Source organism: Streptomyces sp. SID5910 (assembly GCF_009862125.1).
Taxonomy (GTDB): Bacteria; Actinomycetota; Actinomycetes; order Streptomycetales; family Streptomycetaceae; genus Streptomyces.
In genome coordinates, this window is sequence record NZ_WWHX01000280.1 from 16,013 (window position 1) to 32,949 (window position 16,937).

Below are 16,937 nucleotides of genomic sequence, written 5' to 3' on the forward strand. Positions count from 1 at the left end.
GGGGACGATCAGGCGTTGCAGCTGCTGCCGGGTGTCGTGGCCGGTCCGGGGGAGATGGTGGACAACTGGACCAGCTGCGGAGCGGACGGAGAGCAGCAGCCTTCCGTTTCGGGCTCGGCGGCGCCGTCCGTGTCGAAGAGTCCGGAGCCTCCGCACACGCCGGTTTCCGGCAGGACCAGTTCGACGCGGTCGGCAGCTTCGGTTTCGCCGGCCAGGGCGGCCGCGACGGATCGGACCTGCTCGTAGCCGGTCATTGCCAGGAACGTGGGAGCTCGTCCGTAGCTCTTCATGCCGACCAGGTAGACACCGGAGTCCGGGTGGGACAGTTCCCGATGGCCGTGCGGGTAGACGGTTCCGCACGAGTGCTGGTTGGGGTCGATCAGCGGAGCGAGCTCGACCGGTGCCTGCAGGCGCTCGTCCAGGCGCAGGCGGACCTCGGAGAGGAAGGACAGGTCGGGGCGGAAACCGGTCAGGACAATGACCTCGTCCACTGCCTGGAGCCGCCGACCGTCCTCCGCGACGAGGATCAGCCGGTCCTCAGCACCGCGTTCTACGGCCTCGGTGCGAAAGCCGGTGACCGCCTCGGCGTGGCCCTCATCGACGGCGGCCTTGGCTGCCAGGCCGAGAGCACCGCGTGCGGGCAGCTGGTCCGCTTCGCCGCCGCCGTAGGTGGAGCCCGAGAGGCCGCGGCGCAGTACCCATACAGTCTTTGTCGTCGCGCTGTTCTGCGATCGCGCGAGTTCGGCCAGTGAGGCGAGTGCGGTGAATGCCGAGGCGCCCGAGCCGATGACCGCGGTGCGCTTTCCCGCGTAGCGTGCGCGCACCGCCGGGTCGGTGAGGTCGGGGATGCGGTAGGTGACATGGTCGGAGGCCATGTGCTCGCCGAGGGCGGGCAGACCGCTGCTGCCGGCGGGGGAGGGCAGGGACCAGGTGCCGGAGGCATCGATCACCGCAGAGGCGGTGATCCTTTCTTCCCGGCCGTCGGTGTGCCTCACCTGGACGACGTACGGCTGTGCGTCGCGGTCGGCGTCCACGACGCGGTCCCGACCGGCCTTCGAGACGCCGGTGACTCGGGCTCCGTAGCGGATCTGGTCGCCGAGGGTGTCGGCAAGCGGCTGCAGATAGTGCTTCACCCAGTCACCGCCGCTGGGGTAGGTGCTGCTGTCGGGCCTGCTCCACCCGGTGGGGGTGAGGAGCTTTTCGGCGGCGGGGTCCACGACCTCGCCCCAGGTGGAGAACAGGCGGACGTGTGCCCACTTGCTGACGGCGCTGCCGGCGGTGGGGCCAGCTTCCAGCACGAGCGGGCGCAGACCCCGTTCCAGCAGATGAGCTGCGGCAGCCAGCCCAATGGGTCCGGCGCCGATGACGACTACGGGCGGGGTGAGGACGGCGGGCGCAGTCACGATGACTCCTCGGCTTCGATGTTTGTCGATGCCGCCAGGATGCATCCGGAATCGACATCCGTCAACATAGAAGTTCATCTATCCTGTGCCCGATCGGGCGCAGAGGGGTTCCGCTTACTGCTTGGCAAATGATTAGATGCCTGTCAACATAGAGGCATGTCGAATCTGGCTCTGGACTCCACCAACGTGAACGCCACCGCGTCCTGGTGCTGCCAGCCGCTGGGCAAGGAAGAGCTGTCCGCTGCGGACTCGGAAAAGATCGCCGTGATGTTCAAGGCGCTGTCCGATCCCGTCCGGCTGCGGCTGTTTTCGAAGATCGCTGCTCGGCCGGGCGGCGAGGCCTGTGTCTGTGACATTCAGGATGTCGGAGTCTCTCAGCCCACGGTCAGCCACCACCTGCGCAAGCTGAGAGAGGCCGGACTTCTTGAGTCGGAGCGCCGTGCCAGTTGGGTGTACTACCGAGTTGCGCCCGGCGTTTTGTCGGCCATGGCGGGACTGCTGTCGCAGACCACCTGAACCGGTCGGCTCTGCTCGTCCGCAGGTGTGCGCTCGGACGGTGTGCTGCGGTCCCCTGGGTGCCAGGACATGCCCACCGGTAACGGATCCCAGAAGGGACGCTGGGAGGGAGATGTCATGTGTCAGACAGGGGCGGGCTCTGCTTGTGACGGGACGTGTCTGGAGCTGAGTGCGGCCGACATGGTCTGGTGGTCCAATGTCTTCAAGGCCCTGGGAGATCCCGTTCGTCTGCAGCTGTTGATGAAGCTCGCGGAGCAGTCCGGGGGTGAAGCCCCTGTGCATGAGTTGGCGGACGTCGGGGTGTCACCGGCCACCGTCAGCCATCACCTGAAACGACTGCGCTGTATCGGCCTGATCGAGAGCAGACGTGACGGTCGGCTCGTCTACTACAAGCTGGGTGCAGGTGTACGCGCTGCGCTGATGCAGATCCTGCATCAGCGCAGCCAGGTCGGCGCGTAGGTATCCCGCCGTCGGGGCCGGGGCCCCGCCTCCGAGCGGTGCGGTGAGGTGCAACGACGCGAGGTGCGGCGTGGTCGAGAAGCTGTGGGCGTTGGCAGACCTTCGTCCACCCACTGGCGATCAGCCCACGGCGGCAGGTGTGGATGCCGTCACGGGTTGGTCCAGGTGGACGGTCGTATCGCACAGGCGTTCCACCTGTGCCGGGTCGTGGGAGACCAGGAGGACGGCACGGCTTCCGCGCAGCGCCGAAATGGACTGTTCGACCTTGTCCCTGCTGCGTTCGTCAAGGGCGCTGGTGGGCTCGTCGAGCAGCAGTCCGGCCGGCTCCAGGGCCAGAGCCCGGGCAAGGCAGAGTCGTTGGCGCTGCCCCGCGGACAGATTCTGCGCGGGTGAGTCGAGCCGGTCGGCGACCTCCTTCCACAGTCCGGCTTCCTCCAGCGCCTTCTCCGCTCGCTCGCGCAGGACCTCCTGGGAGGCGCGGAGAAGATGGCGGAGCCCGAACAGGGCGTTGTCGAGGATACTGCCCCCGAAGACGACAGGCGTCTGAGGCACAAGGACGATCTTCGACCTCAGGTCGGCGTCTCCCTTGCCGGGGGCGATCGTGCGGTCCAGCACCTGCAGTTCCCCATCGCGGGTCAGTCCGTTGGGGAGCAGTTCCACCAGGGCGCGCAGAACCGTGGATTTGCCCACCCCGGACGGTCCGCACAGGCCCGTGGTCGACCCGTGCTTGAGGCTGAAGGAGACGGGGCCGACAAGGTTCTTGTCCCTGCTGCGCACGCGGAGTTCGCGCACGGTGATCACGTTGTCCATCGTTCCCCCTCAAAGCGGTTGCGCAGCGCGACCGCCGCGCTGAGAAGTACGGCTGTGATGATGACCAGCACCATGGCGCTTCCCCATGCCTGGGTGACGGCCTGTGGGTCTCCCGAGTCCTGGGAGAGCGTGAAGATGTGGGTCGGTAGTGCCTGCACCGGCGCTTCCACGATGCCGCTCGGCAGGGCGGGTGCGCCGAAGAAGACCGTTGCAGTGAAGATCAACGGGGCGGTCTCGCCGGCGGCGCGGGCCAGTCCGAGCAGCAGTCCGGTGATCGTTGCGGGCCAGGTGTACGGAACGACGACGGAGCGGACGAACTGTGCGCGCGTCAGGCCGAGGGACATGGCACTTTCCTTGAGTTCCGGGGGGATGCTCCTGACACGGGCGGATGTCGTCAGGGCTATCACCGGCACCACGACGGGAACGAGTACGATCGCGCCGGCCAGCCACGACCGGCCCCAGCCCATGGTGGTGGAGAGGATCACGAATCCGGCCAGGCCCAGCAGGATGGTCGGAGCCCCGCCGAGGACGACCGTGAAGGTCTGCAGCACTCGCGCGGTGCGCTCGGATGCGTGGACGCCGATCAGGATGCCCGCACCGAATCCGAGGGGCAGGGCCAGGATGCCGGTGGCGAGGATAAGGAGCACGGTGCCGACGATCTGGTCGCGGACGCCTCCTCCTGCCGCGCCCGTCGCTGATGAGAACCAGAAAGACGGATTGAACGCCGAGTTCCCTCGCGTCACCAGCAGACCGAGCATGCCGAGGAGGAGGGCACTGGGTAGGAGCAGGGCGCCCAGCCGCAGCGTCATGACGAGCCGGTCCCGCTGCAACCGCATCCGAGATGTCCCCCGGAAGCGCGGAGTGCGTGCCGCCGCGTTCTTGCGGGTGCGACTTCGGGTGCCCCAGATGGTCGCGGCGGCCACCAGCGCCAGGAGGATGAGACCGAGTGCGCACAGCGCGGCGAAGTAGGGGCCTGAGGTCCCGGCAAGGACGGGCTCCGGACCGGCGAGTTTCGTCGTCAGAGTCTGGCCGGGGTGGGACAGCGAGTCGAGGAACCCCCCGAAACTGGTGGGCAGTCGTCCGTCCGCCCTGCCGACGACCAGGAAGACGGCGATGGCTTCGCCCAGCGCTCGGGCCAGTCCGAGCAGCACAGCGGCTCGCATGCCGGACCTGGCAAGCGGCAGTACTGCTGAGCGGACCACTTCCCGGCGGGTCAGGCCGAGGGAGTACGCGGACTCGCGGACACGGTCCGGTACAGCAGCGAGTGCGTCGACGCTGACCGCCACGATGGTCGGGGTGATCATGACGGCGAGGACGATGCCGGCGGCGGCGAGACTGTCGCCACCGGGTACGTCGGCGATCTGCGCAATGACAGGGCGGACGACCATGATGCCGATGAGGCCGTAGACGATGGACGGTACGGCTGCGAGTAGCTCCACGCACATGCGCAGTGGCCGGGACAGACGGGGCGGGAGGTACTCCGACAGTGCGACGGCTGCGGCCCAGCTGATCGGTACGGCGATGACCAGCGCGAGGGCGGACACCACGGCGGTTCCGTAGATCATTGCCAGGCCGCCGTACACGGAGCTCGTCGGGGCCCATGCCTTTTCCGTCAGCAGTTCAAGCCAGTCGACGTGCCCGCTGGCGAGCCCTGCGCCGAGGTATCCGATGACGGTCAGGAGCAGGGCCGCCACGGCGAAGGCCCCGCCGTACAGCCAGCTCCAGATCCATGTGGAGGGGCGTGGGCGGCTGCCGACGTCGGGTGCGTCGGGAGGCCGTGTCAGGGTCTTGGTGGTCATCGACTACTTCCCGATTTCCTTGAGGGTCAGGTAGTCGTGCTTGGTCATCAGGGCCTGGCCCTTGGCGGAGAGTACGTAGTCGATGAACTTCTTGGCGGTGCCCTCCGGCTTGCCGTTGGTGATCAAGTAGAGGGGACGGGACATGGGGTACTTGCCCGTGGCGATGTTCTCGGGTGACGCCTCTATCCCGTCCAGCGTGACCGCGGCCAGGCGGTCGCGTCCTTCGACGAAGCTGGTGGACAGAGGTGCCACGGCCCCAGGCGTGGACTCCAGCTTGTTGCGGGTCTCCAGGTTGCCGCCGACGATGGCGAAGTTCCCGGACTCGGGCGGCGGCGGGGCCTTCTCGTCCCCGTAGATGTACTTGTCCAGGACCTCTCGCGTGCCTCGCCCCGGTTCCTTGTCGTAGACGAAGACGTCGAGATCCGGGCCGCCGACTTCGGACCAGTTCTTGATCTTGCCTTCGAACAGGTCACGCACCTGGTCGGCGGTGAGGTTCTTGACTCCGGCGTCGGCGACCTGCTTGGTGACGATGATGCCGACGGCGTCGGCGCCGATCTGTGTGGAGACGAAGTCGGTGTTGGGGTTTGCGGCCTTGTCCTCTTCGGACAGGGGCTTCGAGCTCAGGGCGATGGTGATCTGCCCGGAGGCGAGCTGCGAGATGCCGCCGGCCGAACCGCCCTGGGTGGCGACGGTGATGTCGAGTCCGTCGGCCTTGAGCGCCTCGGCCGCGTCGGCGGCGACCGGAGCCACGGTGGTGGACCCGCTGACCTGCAGCGCGCCACTCTTTCCGGCTCCGCCGTCGGCGCAACCGGCCAAGGACACGACCGCCAGTGCCGAAGTTACGAGGCATGCGAGACGGCGCTTCTTGCTGAACATTTCTGAGGCCCTTCCTTTGCGCGTGACCGTGGTACTCGGGGTGCAGGGGGACAGGGCGCGATGCGACGCCCTCAGGACGGTCACGGGTGTGACAGACGAGGAAGGACCGGGCTGGTAGGCGGACTGTCCCCGTCCGTCATGCCAATGGCAGACGGAGGGGTGTCCCGAGTGCTGGGTGGGGCGTGGAGGAACGCTGTGTGCGTGCAGGCGTGCATGTCAGATCCTTCGGGGTTGGCGGTGCCCTGAAAGAGAACGCGAGGAATCTCCCGTGGAAGGGTTGCTCGCGCAGGCTGCGGGGGGATCTGGTGGTGCGGCCCTCGCTATGTGGTGGTGGTCAGCCAGACGGTGTCGGACGCGGCCAGGTGGAGGTGCAGACCGTCGGCTGCTTCGCTGGTGCGCATGGAGCCGCTGAGGAAGTGCCAGGTGCAGTCGGCGTGTTCGGGCAGCAGGGCGTGGAGGTTGACGCGGCTCTCGGTCATGGACGGGTTGTGCAGGCCCAGCACCACTCGCGAGCGGTCGGCGGGCTCGTGCAGTACTCCCTCGATGCCGTCGGCCTCCAGCTCGCGGACGAGAGCGTCCCGGTCGAAGGCGGCCGCGATGTGGGGCTGCGTCAGGCAGTCGGACAGGGCGGGAGTTCGATGCCACAGGGCGTGGTCGGGTGTGGGGGTGAGTGGACTCACAGCAGGGGCCTTCCTGTCATGGCGGGTCCGGGTTTGTGTCCCAGTAGGTGCAGGATGGTGGGGGCCACGTCGGCCAACGTGGCCGTTCTCGGCAGCGTGGGTGCCGGCGTGTCGGTCCGGTTGGGGACGATCACCAGCGGGACCGGGTTCGTCGTGTGGCCGCCGTAGGGCCGTACGCTGCCGTCCGGAGCCTGCTTGGTCATGCGTTCGGCGTTGCCGTGGTCTCCCACGGCCACTACCCATCGGCCGCTGTTCCGTGCCGCTTGCAGAATCTGGTCCACGGCGGCGTCGGTCGCCTCGCAGGCCGTGACGGTGGCGGTGAGGTTTCCCGTGTGCCCGACCACGTCGATGTTGGCCAGATTGGCGATGACGAGGTCGACATCGACGCGGCCGGCGGCCTCGACCACCGCGTCTGTGACGCGGTCGAGGTTCATGTGGGGACGGGCGACGTAGTCGGCCTTGCCCTCACCTGTGATCCGCAGATGCTCCTCGCCGTCGCGTACGGTTGCGTCCCGGCCGTTGATGTAGTACGTGACGTGTTCGAACTTCTCGGCCTCCGCGATGCGGACACTGCGCAGCCCGGCTTCCTGGAGCTCATCGGCCAGACCGCCGGAGGCGTCCGCGCGGTTCACGAGGGCGGGTATCGCGGTGCGGGTGTCGTACTGGGCCAGGCTCACCATGTTCACCGTGCGGCCGGTGGCTGCGAGGTGCTCATGGAGCCTGTCCGCGAACTGCTGGATACGGTCGCTGCGGAAGTTGAACCACAGCACCGCGTCCCCGTCGGTGACCCTCGCGTCACCCGCTTCCGTGAGCACGGAGGCGGGGACCCACTCGTCGCCCCGTTCGCTTGAGTGGACCGCCGAGTGGGCGCTGTCGGCCGGGGAGCCGCGCCCGTCGGCGACCAGGGCGACCGCATGCTCGGTCAGGTCGAGATTGCCGGCCTTGTCCATCGCGTAGCCGCGGCCGATGACTGTGGCGATCTGCCCAGTTCCGGCCGCGGCGGCCAACTCGGCCACCCGTGTCAGATACGCCTCGCCCGTGTGGTCGGCGACATCCCGGCCGTCGGTGATCGCATGGATGAAGACGCGCTCCACCTGGTGCGTGGCTGCGGCGGCCAGCAGCTCGCTCAGGTGCTCGACGTGGGCGTGGATCTGCCCGTCCGAACACAGACCGATCAGATGCAGCGTGCCTGAGGTGCCGGCGACCTCGTTCAGCACGGTGTCCAGCCGCGGATGGCTGCGCAGGGTGCCGCTGTCGATGGCCTGCTGGACCAGGAGGCTGTCGTAGGGGAGGGGCCTTCCGGCTCCGATGACCATGTGGCCGATCTCGGAGTTGCCGACCGTACCGGGGAGCAGACCGACCGCTTCGCCGGAAGCTTCGGCCAGCGTGCTCGGGTGCTGGGCCACGAGTTCGTCCAGCACCGGGGTGCGGGCGAGGCTCAGGGCGTTGTTGTCGGCCGCGTCGGCGGAGCCCCAGCCGTCGAGGACCAGGAGGATGCCCGGGCCGGCGAGCACCGGTTCGGGTGTGCTCACTTGGTGCTCTCCAGGTCCGGGTGCAGGGTGTCGAGGGTCTGCCAGAAGGCGGGGAAGGACTTGGCGACGCATCCCGGGTCCTTGATGACCACGCCCTCGGTGCGCAGACCGCCGATGGCGAAGGTCATGGCGATGCGGTGGTCGTCGTAGGTGTCGATGACCGCGCCGTGCGGAGTGCCGCCGGTGATGTACATCGCGTCGGCGTGTTCCTCGACGTCGATGCCCATCTTGCGCAGCTCGGTGGTGACGGCGGCGATGCGGTCGCACTCCTTGACGCGCAGGGACGCGATGTTGGTGATCCGGGTAGTGCCTTCGGCGTACGCGGCGACGATGGCCAGCGAGGGCACGACGTCGGGCATGGCCTCCATGTCGATGTCGATGCCGCGCAGGGGGCCTCCGGTGACCGTGATCGAGTCGTCGCCTACCTCGGTGCGACAGCCCATTCGCTCCAGGGCCTGGACGAGGTGGACGTCTCCCTGGTGGGAGCCGGCACCGATGCCCGGAATGACGACGCGGGACTGGAGGATGGCGGCGGCCGCCAGGAAGTAGGACATGCCGGAGGCGTCCGGCTCGACGGTGACTTGGCCGCCGCGGGCCTGCTGACCGGACGGGACGGTGAAACGTCGGTAGCCGTCCCGGTCGACGCTCACGCCCATCTCCGCCAGTGCGGCGAGCGTCATCTCCACGTAGGGCTTGGAGACCAGGTCATCGCTGATGGTGATCTCGGTGTCGGTCTGGGCGCGCAGGGCGTTGATGATGAGGCTTGAGGTGAACTGGCTGGAGACGGCTCCGCTGATGGAGGTGGCGCCGCCCTTGAAGGAGCCGCCGACGACGCGGACGGGCGGGCTGCCGTTGCCGCGGACCGCCGTGGCGTCCACCCCCAGTGCCGGCAGTGCCTTGAGCAGGTCGCCCATGGGGCGCTCCTGCATGCGGGCATTACCGGTGATGATCGTCGTGCCGTCGGCGTGGCCGGCCATGGAGATCAGGAACCGCAGCGGCGTGCCCGCGCCACCGACGAAGATGTCCTCGCTCGGGGCGCGCATCGGCTTGCCCGTGGGGGTGACGCGGATGCGGGCGGTGGCGTGGTCGATGTCGCAGGTGACGTGACCGAAGGTCTCGATGGCGCGGGAGAAGTAGACGGTGTCGTCGGACAACAGCGCGTTGTCGATGACCGTTTCCTGCCCGGACAGCGAAGCGATGGCGAGGTAACGGTTGGTGTAGCTCTTGGATCCCAGGACGCGGACCGTCTCGTCGAAACCGGTGAGGGTTCGGATCGTGAGGGTCTCGGCCTTGAGCCGTGGGTCGGGCGTTGCGGACATGCGTTACCTCCTGCAGTGGGGACGGGTGAGGTGATGCCTGTGCTCGGTGATTCGTTCAGGCTTTGACGACCCGGCAGGCGAAGCACTTGAAGGCCTGCTGGCCGGACAGGTTGTCGTAGAAACGGTCGTCGGGCAGTGTGTTGGCCGCCTCGTAGCGGGGGTCGTCGAAGAGATCACCCTGCTTTTGAGCTGGGCCGAAGGTGTTGGGGACGAACACGGTGTCCGCTCGGATCCCCTCCCAGAGCAGTGCGGTACCGGTAACCGATCCGCGAGGGCTCTCGACGGTCACCTCGTCGCCGTCGGCGATGCCGGACCGGCGAGCCGTGTCGGGGTGGATCTGGATGAAGCGGATGCCGTTGAGCTGCTTGCCCGTTGGCGTCCAGTGGGTCACCTCGGCGAAGTGGACCACGCTGGGCCGGCCCGTCATGCCCATGAGCGGGAAGTCACGGTGCACCGCGTCGCTTCCCGGGACACCCAGGCGTACGGGATGGGTGACTGCCTGGGGGTTGATGGGGTTGGTGACGAACTTGCGACTGTAGGACAGGGTGGGGTTCCTGCCTGTGACTTCGGGATGTGTGTAGAAGATCGGAAGGGCGCTGTGCCCGGTGACCGCAAGCTTCTTCTCCAGGGCCGGTGTCGAGATCTCGACCTTGCCGCTGGGGGTGAGGAAGCGTTTGCCTCGGTTGGCCGGGTCGAGTGACTCGGCCGCCTGGTACCAGCTGGGGTGGTCCAGGTAGAGGGTGCTCACGCCGGGGTGGTCCTCGGTGGGGCACGGCCAGCGCAGCGGCTCGGTGCGCAGTCGCATCCTTGCACGGGTCATTCCGCCCACGCCGGGGGTGTGGGTGACGAAGTCGTCCCACAGTTCCCGGTAGTTCATCCACCGCTCTGGGAACGCCGCACGCCACTCGGCGGCCGGTCGACGGCTGTCGAGTTCGGCCAGCGCGTGCGCGAGCCCGACCCAGATCTCCCAGTCCGGCCGGGACTCGCCCACCCGCTCGACGGCCTGGTTCTGCCAGCGAATGGCCCGGTCGTCGCGGCGCATGTAGACGCCTTCCATCTCCAGACCACTGCAGACCGGCAGGATGATGTCGGCGTAGTACGCGGCCTCCTCCATGAACAGGCCGGTGTAGACGTAGAAGTCGAGTTGCTCGAACGCCTTCTTGACCTTGGTCGTGTTGGCCGAGGACACCAGCGGATTGCCCTGGGTCACCACCGCGCGCAGCCGGTAGGGATTGTCCGTGAGGATGGACTCGGCGAAGTAGTCCGGGCCGACCGGCAGCGCCTCGCGCCGCTCGGGCAGGTCGGCGTCCAGGGGTGGCAACTGCAGGTCGCCGGGCCAGGTGTTGTGCATGAAGTTGCAGCCGCCGCCGGGCTGCCCGATGTTGCCGGTCACCGCAGCAAGGAACGTGGCCACCCGGTAGGTGTCGAAGGCGCCGAGCTGGTGGGAGATTCCCGCGTTGCAGAAGATCGCTGCCGGTTTCGCCGTCGCATATTCCACCGCCATCTTGGTGATGACATCGGCCTTGACGCCGGTTACCTTTGCCGCCCACTCGGGGGTGTACTGGTGCTTCGCGAGGTGCCGGCGCAGCTCGTCGAACCCTGCTACCCAGCGTTTGACGAACGCCTTGTCGTACAGCCTCTCCTGCACGATGTGGTGAAGCATGGCGAGCAGGAGCGCGAGGTCTGTGTGCGGCTTCGGCGCCACCCAGCGGTCCGCGGCTGCTCCGGTGGGCGTCAGGCGCGGGTCCACGACCGTCAGGGTCGCGTTGTTCTCCTTGCGGCCGCGCAGGAGGTAGTCGAAGGTGACCGGGTGCGTCTCGGCCTGGTTGGTGCCCAAGAACAGGTAGTGGCGCGCCGAGCCGAGGTCGTCCTTGCCGGTCGCGCCGTCGGTTCCGTACCCGTTGGTGAAGTTGCCGAGTCCGAAGGTCATCGCAAGGGCGTTGCCGCCGGCGTCGTTGCAGACCGGGCCGACATCCGTGTTGTTGGGGCTGCCCAGCATGGCGAACATGCGGGCCACGAGAGATCCGGTGCCTCGGGGCATCCGGCCGGTGGTGCGGTTGGCGATGGTGTGGGCCTGGCCTGCATCCCGCAGCGCCAGAAACTTCTTGGCGATGGTGTGCAGGGCCTCCCCCCAGCTCACGACCTCGAACTTGGAGTGCGGAGAGCCCTTCGCACCGGAGACGCGGCGAAGTGGACGGGTCAGCCGTTCGGAGTTGTAGACGAGCTGCGGCATCAGCTCGGCTTTGACACACACCTGCCCCTGCTGGACCGGGTCGCTGTCCTCGCCTCGCACGGCCAGTACACGGCCCGCTTTGAGATCGACGTTGAGTCGGCAGTTGGAATTGCAGAACTGACAGGCGGTGGCGACTGTCTTGTCAGGGGTCAGGGCGGCGGACTGATCGGTGAAATCCGCGCCGGACCGGTCGCCCGTACCGGAAGGTTCTCCCGGGGAGCCTGCGGCATCGGTCGCGTGTGCGGAGACCACCGGAAGCAGGACGGGCGTTCCAAGGCCTGCACCGCCGACGACGCTCCCGCGGACGAAACCGCGCCGGGACAGGCCGTGTTGATCGCGCTTCATGAAGACGTGGGGATCCTTCCGCCTGGTGTGGGGTACGAGGCGGGCATGGCGGTGCCCGGGCCGTGCGGGCGTGCCGCACGGCCTTGTCTGATGCGGATGTGCCGTGGTGGTCAGGTCGTGGGCATCGGCAGAGCGTCGGTGTCGGCCTTCGCGCTTACGGCGGCCAGAAACGCCTTGAGGATCTTGTGTTCGCTTCCCGGAGCGGAGGAGAGCTCGGGCTGGAAGAGGCTGCCGAGGAAGAAGGGGTGGCCGGTGATCTCCAGGGCGCGCGGTGCGCCGTCGCTGTCCCAGGCACTCAGCCTCAGTGAGCCCTGGTTGGCCGCGTTCATGAAGGTGTCGGTCAGGCCGTAGTCGCAGTGGAAGATCTCCTCGACCTCGGTCGTGCCGTAGATACCGGCCAGCCGGGAGTTCTCCATCACGGTCAAGGGAGCCTTCTCTCCGCGGAAGGAGCACTTCAGCGGCGTGACAAGAGGCATCAGCTTCTCGGGGTCCTCGTCGACGCCGGCCGCCTCGGGGAGGCGGAGCACGTTCTGGGCGTGTTCGATCAGGGCGCTGAAGAAGCCACCGCAGGTGCCAAGGAAGGGCAGCCCGTTCTCACGGGCGTGGCGCACGGCGACGTGCACACCCTTCTGGTTGAAGTACGGGGCTCCCGGCACGACCCATATGCCGTCGAAGCCGTCGAGAACGGAGGCGTCGTGTATGTCGGTGGTCGGTATCCACTCGGTGGTCAGGTCCCACTGCTCACGCATCGCATCGATCTTGGGGTGGGACGGCTCGTCGTGATTGCCGCGGTCTCCCACCAGGGCAAGGCGTGGCTGTGCAGAGACTGACATCGTTTTCCCCTTCAACGGTTCAGGAGGGCGAATCCGTCTCGCCAGTGACGGTTCCAGCCCAAGGGGCGCGGCAGAGCGCGTGCCGTGCGTTCTGCTGCGCGGGTGTGGTCGTGCCTGAGGTGATGTCAGGACCGTGCCGCCACGCACGGGTCCCGTGAGGAAGGAAAGTGGGGAACTACCGCCGTGTGGGCGGCTGGGCTGCGAGTTGCTGCCTACCGGATGTACGCATGTCTGCCAGCCCCCTGGTGTGCCCCGTGTGGGAGCCCTCTGCAGGCCCCCCGTGCTGCTTCTCGCTCAATTTATCGATGGCGGTCAAAGTATTCGAGGGTTTCCGGGTCGGCCTGGAAACGATCACGCCATCTCTGTCATTTGACGGGACTGCCGCTGCGTCGGCTGTCAGGGGCGGTGAGGAGGTGCTCTGACCAGCCGTCACGGTGGCACTCCGGTGCCAGCGGACCGGAGGGGCGGCAGGAGTCCCGCTCGGCGGTGATCCGTCACCGTGAGTGCTTCCGTGCACGCCAGTGCGGTGAACGGAACCTGCCCTGCCGGATCGTGGGGGGCCGCGCGAGTTGGCCGGATCCGGCGCACAAACCAGGCCGTTATTAACAGTGATTGCTGTTGATAGGGATGGATGCTGTTTAGTTTGGGCTTGGCTGATGGCCGGCCTGCTCGTCATTCCCCCGTGCGACGGCCGGCCACAGCCGCTCCCCGGGACTCCAACCTGTTGCGTTTGAGGAGAAGCAAGTGAACAGCTCCGCCGGCCATCCGCGCCGATGGCAGATCCTGAACATCCTGTGCCTGAGTCTCGTGTTGATCGGCCTGGACACCCTGATCCTGAACCTGGCGCTGCCCAGCATCCAGAAGGACCTGGATGCCACGAGCAGCCAACTGCAGTGGATGGTGGACTCCTACGCCCTGGCGTTCGGCGGACTGCTGCTCATGGCCGGCGGCCTGTCGGACCGGTTCGGCCGCAAGCGGCTTCTCTCCGTCGGTCTCGGCGCTTTCGCCCTGACCAGCCTGGGCGCCGCGTTCGCCTCCAACGCCGAGATGCTGATCACTTTCCGGGCCCTCATGGGCATCTCGGCGGCGCTGATGATGCCCGCCACCCTTGCCATCATCAAGGATGTCTTCCCGCGCGAGGAGCAGGGCAAGGCGATCGGCATCTGGTCGGGCGCCGCTGCGGTCGGCGTGCCGCTGGGCCCGCTCGTCAGTGGTCTGCTGCTCGAACACTTCTGGTGGGGATCGATGTTCCTCATCAACGTTCCCCTGGCGGCCATCGCCCTGATCGGCGGGGCCAAGCTCATCCCCGAGTCCAAGGCCGAAGGCCACCCCGGACTGGACCTCGTCGGCGCCCTTCTCTCGGTGGCGGGGCTGGTCGCAATCGTCTACGGCCTGGTCGAAGCCCCGCACAACGGCTGGGGCGACATCATCACCCTCGGCTCCCTGTTCGCAGGCGTGGTGCTGATGGTCGCCTTCGTTCTGTGGGAGCGGAAGACGGCCCATCCGATGCTCGACGTCGGTCTGTTCTTGAACGCTCGCTATGGCGGGGGCGCCCTGGCCATCGCCTGCACCTCCTTCGGCCTCTACAGCGGCCTTTACCTGCTCACCCAGTACCTGCAGTCGGTGCTCGAACTCGACCCGCTGGGCGCGGGCCTGCGCATGCTCGCCATCGGCACGATGATGGTCGGCGCGCCGCTGTCCGCGAAGCTGGTGGAGCGCACGGGGCTGAAGACGACGGTGGTGGTCGGCCTGCTGCTGTGTGCTGCGGGACTCGGAGTCCTGGCCGGGCTCAGCGTCGACGACGAGACGCAGGCACTGATCGGCCTGGCCGTGTTCGGCCTGGGTATGGGTATCGCGCTGCCCGCCGCCGTGGATGCCATCCTGGTGGTCTCCGCCGCCCGTCAGGCGGGCGCCGGGTCGGCCGTCGCCGATGTCGGCATGCAGGTGGGCGGCGCGCTGGGCATCGCGATCAGCGGCAGTGTGATCGCCACGCTGTACCGTGACGACCTGCCGCAGGCGGCTCAGCTGCCTGGTGAGGCCGGCGAAGCGGTACACGAATCCCTGGCGGGCGCTTCCGCGGTGGCCCAGCAGCTCGGTGGCGAGACGGGCCGGCGCGTGCTGGACGCGGCGCAGCAGTCCTTCGTGGGTGGGTTCACCGGCACGCTGCTGATCGCCGTGGGTGTCGCGGCGGTCGGTGCCCTGGCCGCCGCGTTCATTCTGCCCCGAGCTCGTGTTGCCGACGAGGACGGCACAGCCCAGTCCGAAGCCGCCGCCCGAAGCGACAGCGCCGACGCCGCCGCTACGTCCTGAAGACCGGGGAGCGGACAGTGCGTAGGATCGACTCCACAGCCCGACCTGCGGGTGAGAGGGAGGTGGCGATGGCCCGGCCGTCGAAGCTCAGAGTAGCGGTCAGTGATCCTGACCAGTGGCTCAGCGAACGCGAGCGGGCACAGATGCTGGCACCCAAACTGCGGGCTTTGGCGGACGAGACGCGACTGACGCTGATCCTGCTCATCGCGCAACGTCCCCGCACCGTCAAGGAACTGCAGGAGGCCACCGGCTTGAGCCAGACGCTGGTCAGCCATCACCTGGCCCCGCTGCGTGAACAGAACCTCGTAGAGGCGATTCCCAAGGGCCGCAGCAATCAGTACGTGATGTGCTGTCAGACGTTGGCCGAGCCGTTGCGCATGTTCGCCAGCCTTGCCGCCATGGATCCTGAGACGGTTGCGGCTTGTCTCCAGACGGGGGCCGGACAGCCGGCCGGTGTGCAGGGCGCCTGAGCCCGCCACTTGCCACAGGGGCCGTGTTCCACGCAGACGCGTGGAACACGGCCCCTGTGGCGTGTCGCTGCTGCTACTGCCGCAGATCGTTCTGGAAGCGGTCCCGGATGTCGAGCGTGCTGAGGGCATTGGTCGCGCGGGGCGGGATCGCGCCCGTGCGAGGCAGCGTCTTGATACAGATCAGGTGCGGGCCGGGAGCGGCCTGGGCCCGCAGCATCGCGGCCTGCACGTCCTCCTCCCGGTCGCAGACGACCGCGTCGGCGTATCCGGCGGCCTTCGCCATCTCGGGGAACGAGGTCGTCGCCGAGGTTGTCGCCTGTCCGCCCGTCGACTCGTGCACCCGGTTGTCGAGCACGACGTGGATCAGGTTGGCAGGTGCCTCGTTGCCGATCATCGACAGGGCGCCCAGGTGCATCAGGAGGGCTCCGTCCCCGTCCAGGACCACCACGGTGCGCTCCGGTTGGGTCAGCGCCACGCCCAGGCCGATGGAGGAGGCGTGGCCCATGGAGCCCTGCATGTAGAAGGTGCTGGGTGTGTCGGCCACGGCGAAGGTGTCACGGCCGGTGAATCCGGTGGTGGCGACGACGGCCGCCTGCGGAGCGGCAGAGGTGACGAGGCGGATGGCTTCCGCGGCGGGCAGTCCTTCGGTGTGAGGGCAGTTGGCGGCCGCGGCCTTGCCGATGGCGCCGCGCTCAACCAGCACGAACGGCGCCCGCTGCTCGGCGAGGTCCTTTTCCGCCTTCTCCAGGACCGCGGCGAACTCCTCGACCCCGTCCTGCGCGTACAAGGTGTGGTGCGGGGTATCGACGCTGTCGAGAAGCCCGGGAGTCGCCGGCCCCATCACGGCGTGCTGGGGCTCGTCCGTTGCGGGGTCGGGCCAGCCCCGCAAGCTGGCGAAGGTCAGGATCGGCAGCTGGTAGGTCATCACCAGCGAAGTGAGCGGATTGATGAGGTTGCCCAGACCGGAGTTCTGCAGCATTACGTAGGCGCGCTGTCCGCCCAGGGCGGCGCCGGCGGCCACGGCGAGCGCGTTGCCCTCGTTCGGGGCGGGTACGTAGCGACCGGGCTCGGTGCTCAGGTGCGCGATCGGTCCACCGAAGTGGGAGCAGGGAACGCCGCTGGCGAGGGTGAAGCCGCGGTCGGCCAGGAGGTCGCAGAATTCTTGTGCAGTGATCATGGACGGGGCAGCTCCGTTTCGGGGGTGGTGGACGGCGTGATGGGCGTCTGCTGGCCCGCTGCGGACGCGCTGCGGGCGCGGCGTCGCATCTTGATGCCCTCGATGATGATGGGAATGCCGGAGATGAGCACGATGCCGATGACGATGCCTTCGATGTTGTCGCGGACGAAGGAGA

Annotated in this window: 14 protein-coding genes; 4 read left to right on the forward strand and 10 right to left on the reverse strand. The window is 67.9% G+C overall.

The features are described from left to right. Positions 1 to 8: 8 nt before the first annotated feature. Complete coding sequence (locus GTW67_RS09540; RefSeq protein ID WP_161164369.1) at positions 9 to 1,403, reverse strand: FAD-dependent oxidoreductase; 1,395 nt, start codon at positions 1,401 to 1,403, stop codon at positions 9 to 11. 156 nt (positions 1,404 to 1,559) lie between these two features. Here GTW67_RS09540 and GTW67_RS09545 point away from each other — a divergent pair, with 156 nt between their 5' ends. Together GTW67_RS09545 and GTW67_RS09550 are read left to right on the forward strand one after the other, a co-directional pair. After that, positions 1,560 to 1,919, forward strand: a complete 360-nt coding sequence (locus GTW67_RS09545; protein WP_007445854.1) for an ArsR/SmtB family transcription factor — start codon at positions 1,560 to 1,562, stop codon at positions 1,917 to 1,919. Between the two features lie 69 nt (positions 1,920 to 1,988). Continuing rightward, positions 1,989 to 2,378 (forward strand): ArsR/SmtB family transcription factor, encoded by a 390-nt coding sequence (locus GTW67_RS09550; RefSeq protein ID WP_237518755.1) that lies wholly within the window; start codon positions 1,989 to 1,991, stop codon positions 2,376 to 2,378. Positions 2,379 to 2,498: 120 nt separating this feature from the next. Here GTW67_RS09550 and GTW67_RS09555 read toward each other — a convergent pair whose 3' ends face one another. The 8 genes from GTW67_RS09555 to GTW67_RS09590 form a co-directional block, all read right to left on the reverse strand. Beyond that, positions 2,499 to 3,188 carry a phosphate ABC transporter ATP-binding protein gene (locus GTW67_RS09555; protein ID WP_161164370.1) on the reverse strand — a complete coding sequence of 230 codons (690 nt, stop codon included), beginning with the start codon at positions 3,186 to 3,188 and terminating at the stop codon, positions 2,499 to 2,501. Then, positions 3,176 to 4,987, reverse strand: coding sequence for a phosphate ABC transporter permease subunit PstC (gene pstC, locus GTW67_RS09560; RefSeq protein WP_161164371.1), 1,812 nt, complete (start codon positions 4,985 to 4,987; stop codon positions 3,176 to 3,178). The genes GTW67_RS09555 and pstC overlap by 13 nt, the downstream gene beginning before the upstream one ends. A 3-nt stretch (positions 4,988 to 4,990) precedes the next feature. After that, positions 4,991 to 5,863, reverse strand: a complete 873-nt coding sequence (locus GTW67_RS09565) for a phosphate ABC transporter substrate-binding protein (RefSeq protein ID WP_161164372.1) — start codon at positions 5,861 to 5,863, stop codon at positions 4,991 to 4,993. Between the two features lie 320 nt (positions 5,864 to 6,183). Next, entirely contained in the window at positions 6,184 to 6,543 is a 360-nt protein-coding gene (locus tag GTW67_RS09570) for a hypothetical protein (RefSeq protein WP_161164373.1), read from the reverse strand. Beyond that, positions 6,540 to 8,075: a 2,3-bisphosphoglycerate-independent phosphoglycerate mutase gene (gpmI, locus tag GTW67_RS09575; RefSeq protein ID WP_161164374.1), complete on the reverse strand. Its 1,536-nt coding sequence runs from the start codon at positions 8,073 to 8,075 to the stop codon at positions 6,540 to 6,542. The genes GTW67_RS09570 and gpmI overlap by 4 nt, the downstream gene beginning before the upstream one ends. Continuing rightward, on the reverse strand, positions 8,072 to 9,394 hold the full coding sequence (gene aroA, locus GTW67_RS09580) for a 3-phosphoshikimate 1-carboxyvinyltransferase (RefSeq protein WP_161164375.1): 1,323 nt from the start codon (positions 9,392 to 9,394) through the stop codon (positions 8,072 to 8,074). Before aroA ends, gpmI begins: the two co-directional genes overlap by 4 nt. Before the next feature lie 55 nt (positions 9,395 to 9,449). Next, positions 9,450 to 11,972 carry a molybdopterin-containing oxidoreductase family protein gene (locus GTW67_RS09585; protein ID WP_161164376.1) on the reverse strand — a complete coding sequence of 841 codons (2,523 nt, stop codon included), beginning with the start codon at positions 11,970 to 11,972 and terminating at the stop codon, positions 9,450 to 9,452. Between the two features lie 110 nt (positions 11,973 to 12,082). Beyond that, positions 12,083 to 12,721 carry a glutamine amidotransferase-related protein gene (locus tag GTW67_RS09590; RefSeq protein ID WP_524539763.1) on the reverse strand — a complete coding sequence of 213 codons (639 nt, stop codon included), beginning with the start codon at positions 12,719 to 12,721 and terminating at the stop codon, positions 12,083 to 12,085. 828 nt (positions 12,722 to 13,549) lie between these two features. Between GTW67_RS09590 and GTW67_RS09595 the strand changes: the two genes are divergently transcribed. Beyond that, positions 13,550 to 15,115, forward strand: coding sequence for a DHA2 family efflux MFS transporter permease subunit (locus tag GTW67_RS09595; protein WP_161164378.1), 1,566 nt, complete (start codon positions 13,550 to 13,552; stop codon positions 15,113 to 15,115). A 68-nt stretch (positions 15,116 to 15,183) separates the two neighbouring features. Beyond that, positions 15,184 to 15,585 carry an ArsR/SmtB family transcription factor gene (locus tag GTW67_RS09600; RefSeq protein ID WP_161164379.1) on the forward strand — a complete coding sequence of 134 codons (402 nt, stop codon included), beginning with the start codon at positions 15,184 to 15,186 and terminating at the stop codon, positions 15,583 to 15,585. Between the two features lie 73 nt (positions 15,586 to 15,658). Here the strand turns inward: GTW67_RS09600 and aepY are convergent, their stop codons facing one another. Further along, complete coding sequence (gene aepY, locus GTW67_RS09605) at positions 15,659 to 16,762, reverse strand: phosphonopyruvate decarboxylase (RefSeq protein ID WP_161164380.1); 1,104 nt, start codon at positions 16,760 to 16,762, stop codon at positions 15,659 to 15,661. Positions 16,763 to 16,937 lie beyond the last annotated feature (175 nt).

Excerpts from the sequence above, each read along its gene's own strand:
- GTW67_RS09550 (WP_237518755.1), top strand. The coding sequence starts at position 1,989 with ATGCCCACCGGTAACGGATCCCAGAAGGGACGCTGGGAGGGAGATGTC.
- GTW67_RS09600 (WP_161164379.1), top strand. The coding sequence starts at position 15,184 with ATGGCCCGGCCGTCGAAGCTCAGAGTAGCGGTCAGTGATCCTGACCAG.
- GTW67_RS09545 (WP_007445854.1), top strand. The coding sequence starts at position 1,560 with ATGTCGAATCTGGCTCTGGACTCCACCAACGTGAACGCCACCGCGTCC.
- GTW67_RS09590 (WP_524539763.1), bottom strand. The coding sequence starts at position 12,721 with ATGCGTGAGCAGTGGGACCTGACCACCGAGTGGATACCGACCACCGAC.
- pstC (WP_161164371.1), bottom strand. The coding sequence starts at position 4,987 with ATGACCACCAAGACCCTGACACGGCCTCCCGACGCACCCGACGTCGGC.
- GTW67_RS09555 (WP_161164370.1), bottom strand. The coding sequence starts at position 3,188 with ATGGACAACGTGATCACCGTGCGCGAACTCCGCGTGCGCAGCAGGGAC.
- GTW67_RS09565 (WP_161164372.1), bottom strand. The coding sequence starts at position 5,863 with ATGTTCAGCAAGAAGCGCCGTCTCGCATGCCTCGTAACTTCGGCACTG.
- aroA (WP_161164375.1), bottom strand. The coding sequence starts at position 9,394 with ATGTCCGCAACGCCCGACCCACGGCTCAAGGCCGAGACCCTCACGATC.
- aepY (WP_161164380.1), bottom strand. The coding sequence starts at position 16,762 with ATGATCACTGCACAAGAATTCTGCGACCTCCTGGCCGACCGCGGCTTC.
- GTW67_RS09585 (WP_161164376.1), bottom strand. The coding sequence starts at position 11,972 with ATGAAGCGCGATCAACACGGCCTGTCCCGGCGCGGTTTCGTCCGCGGG.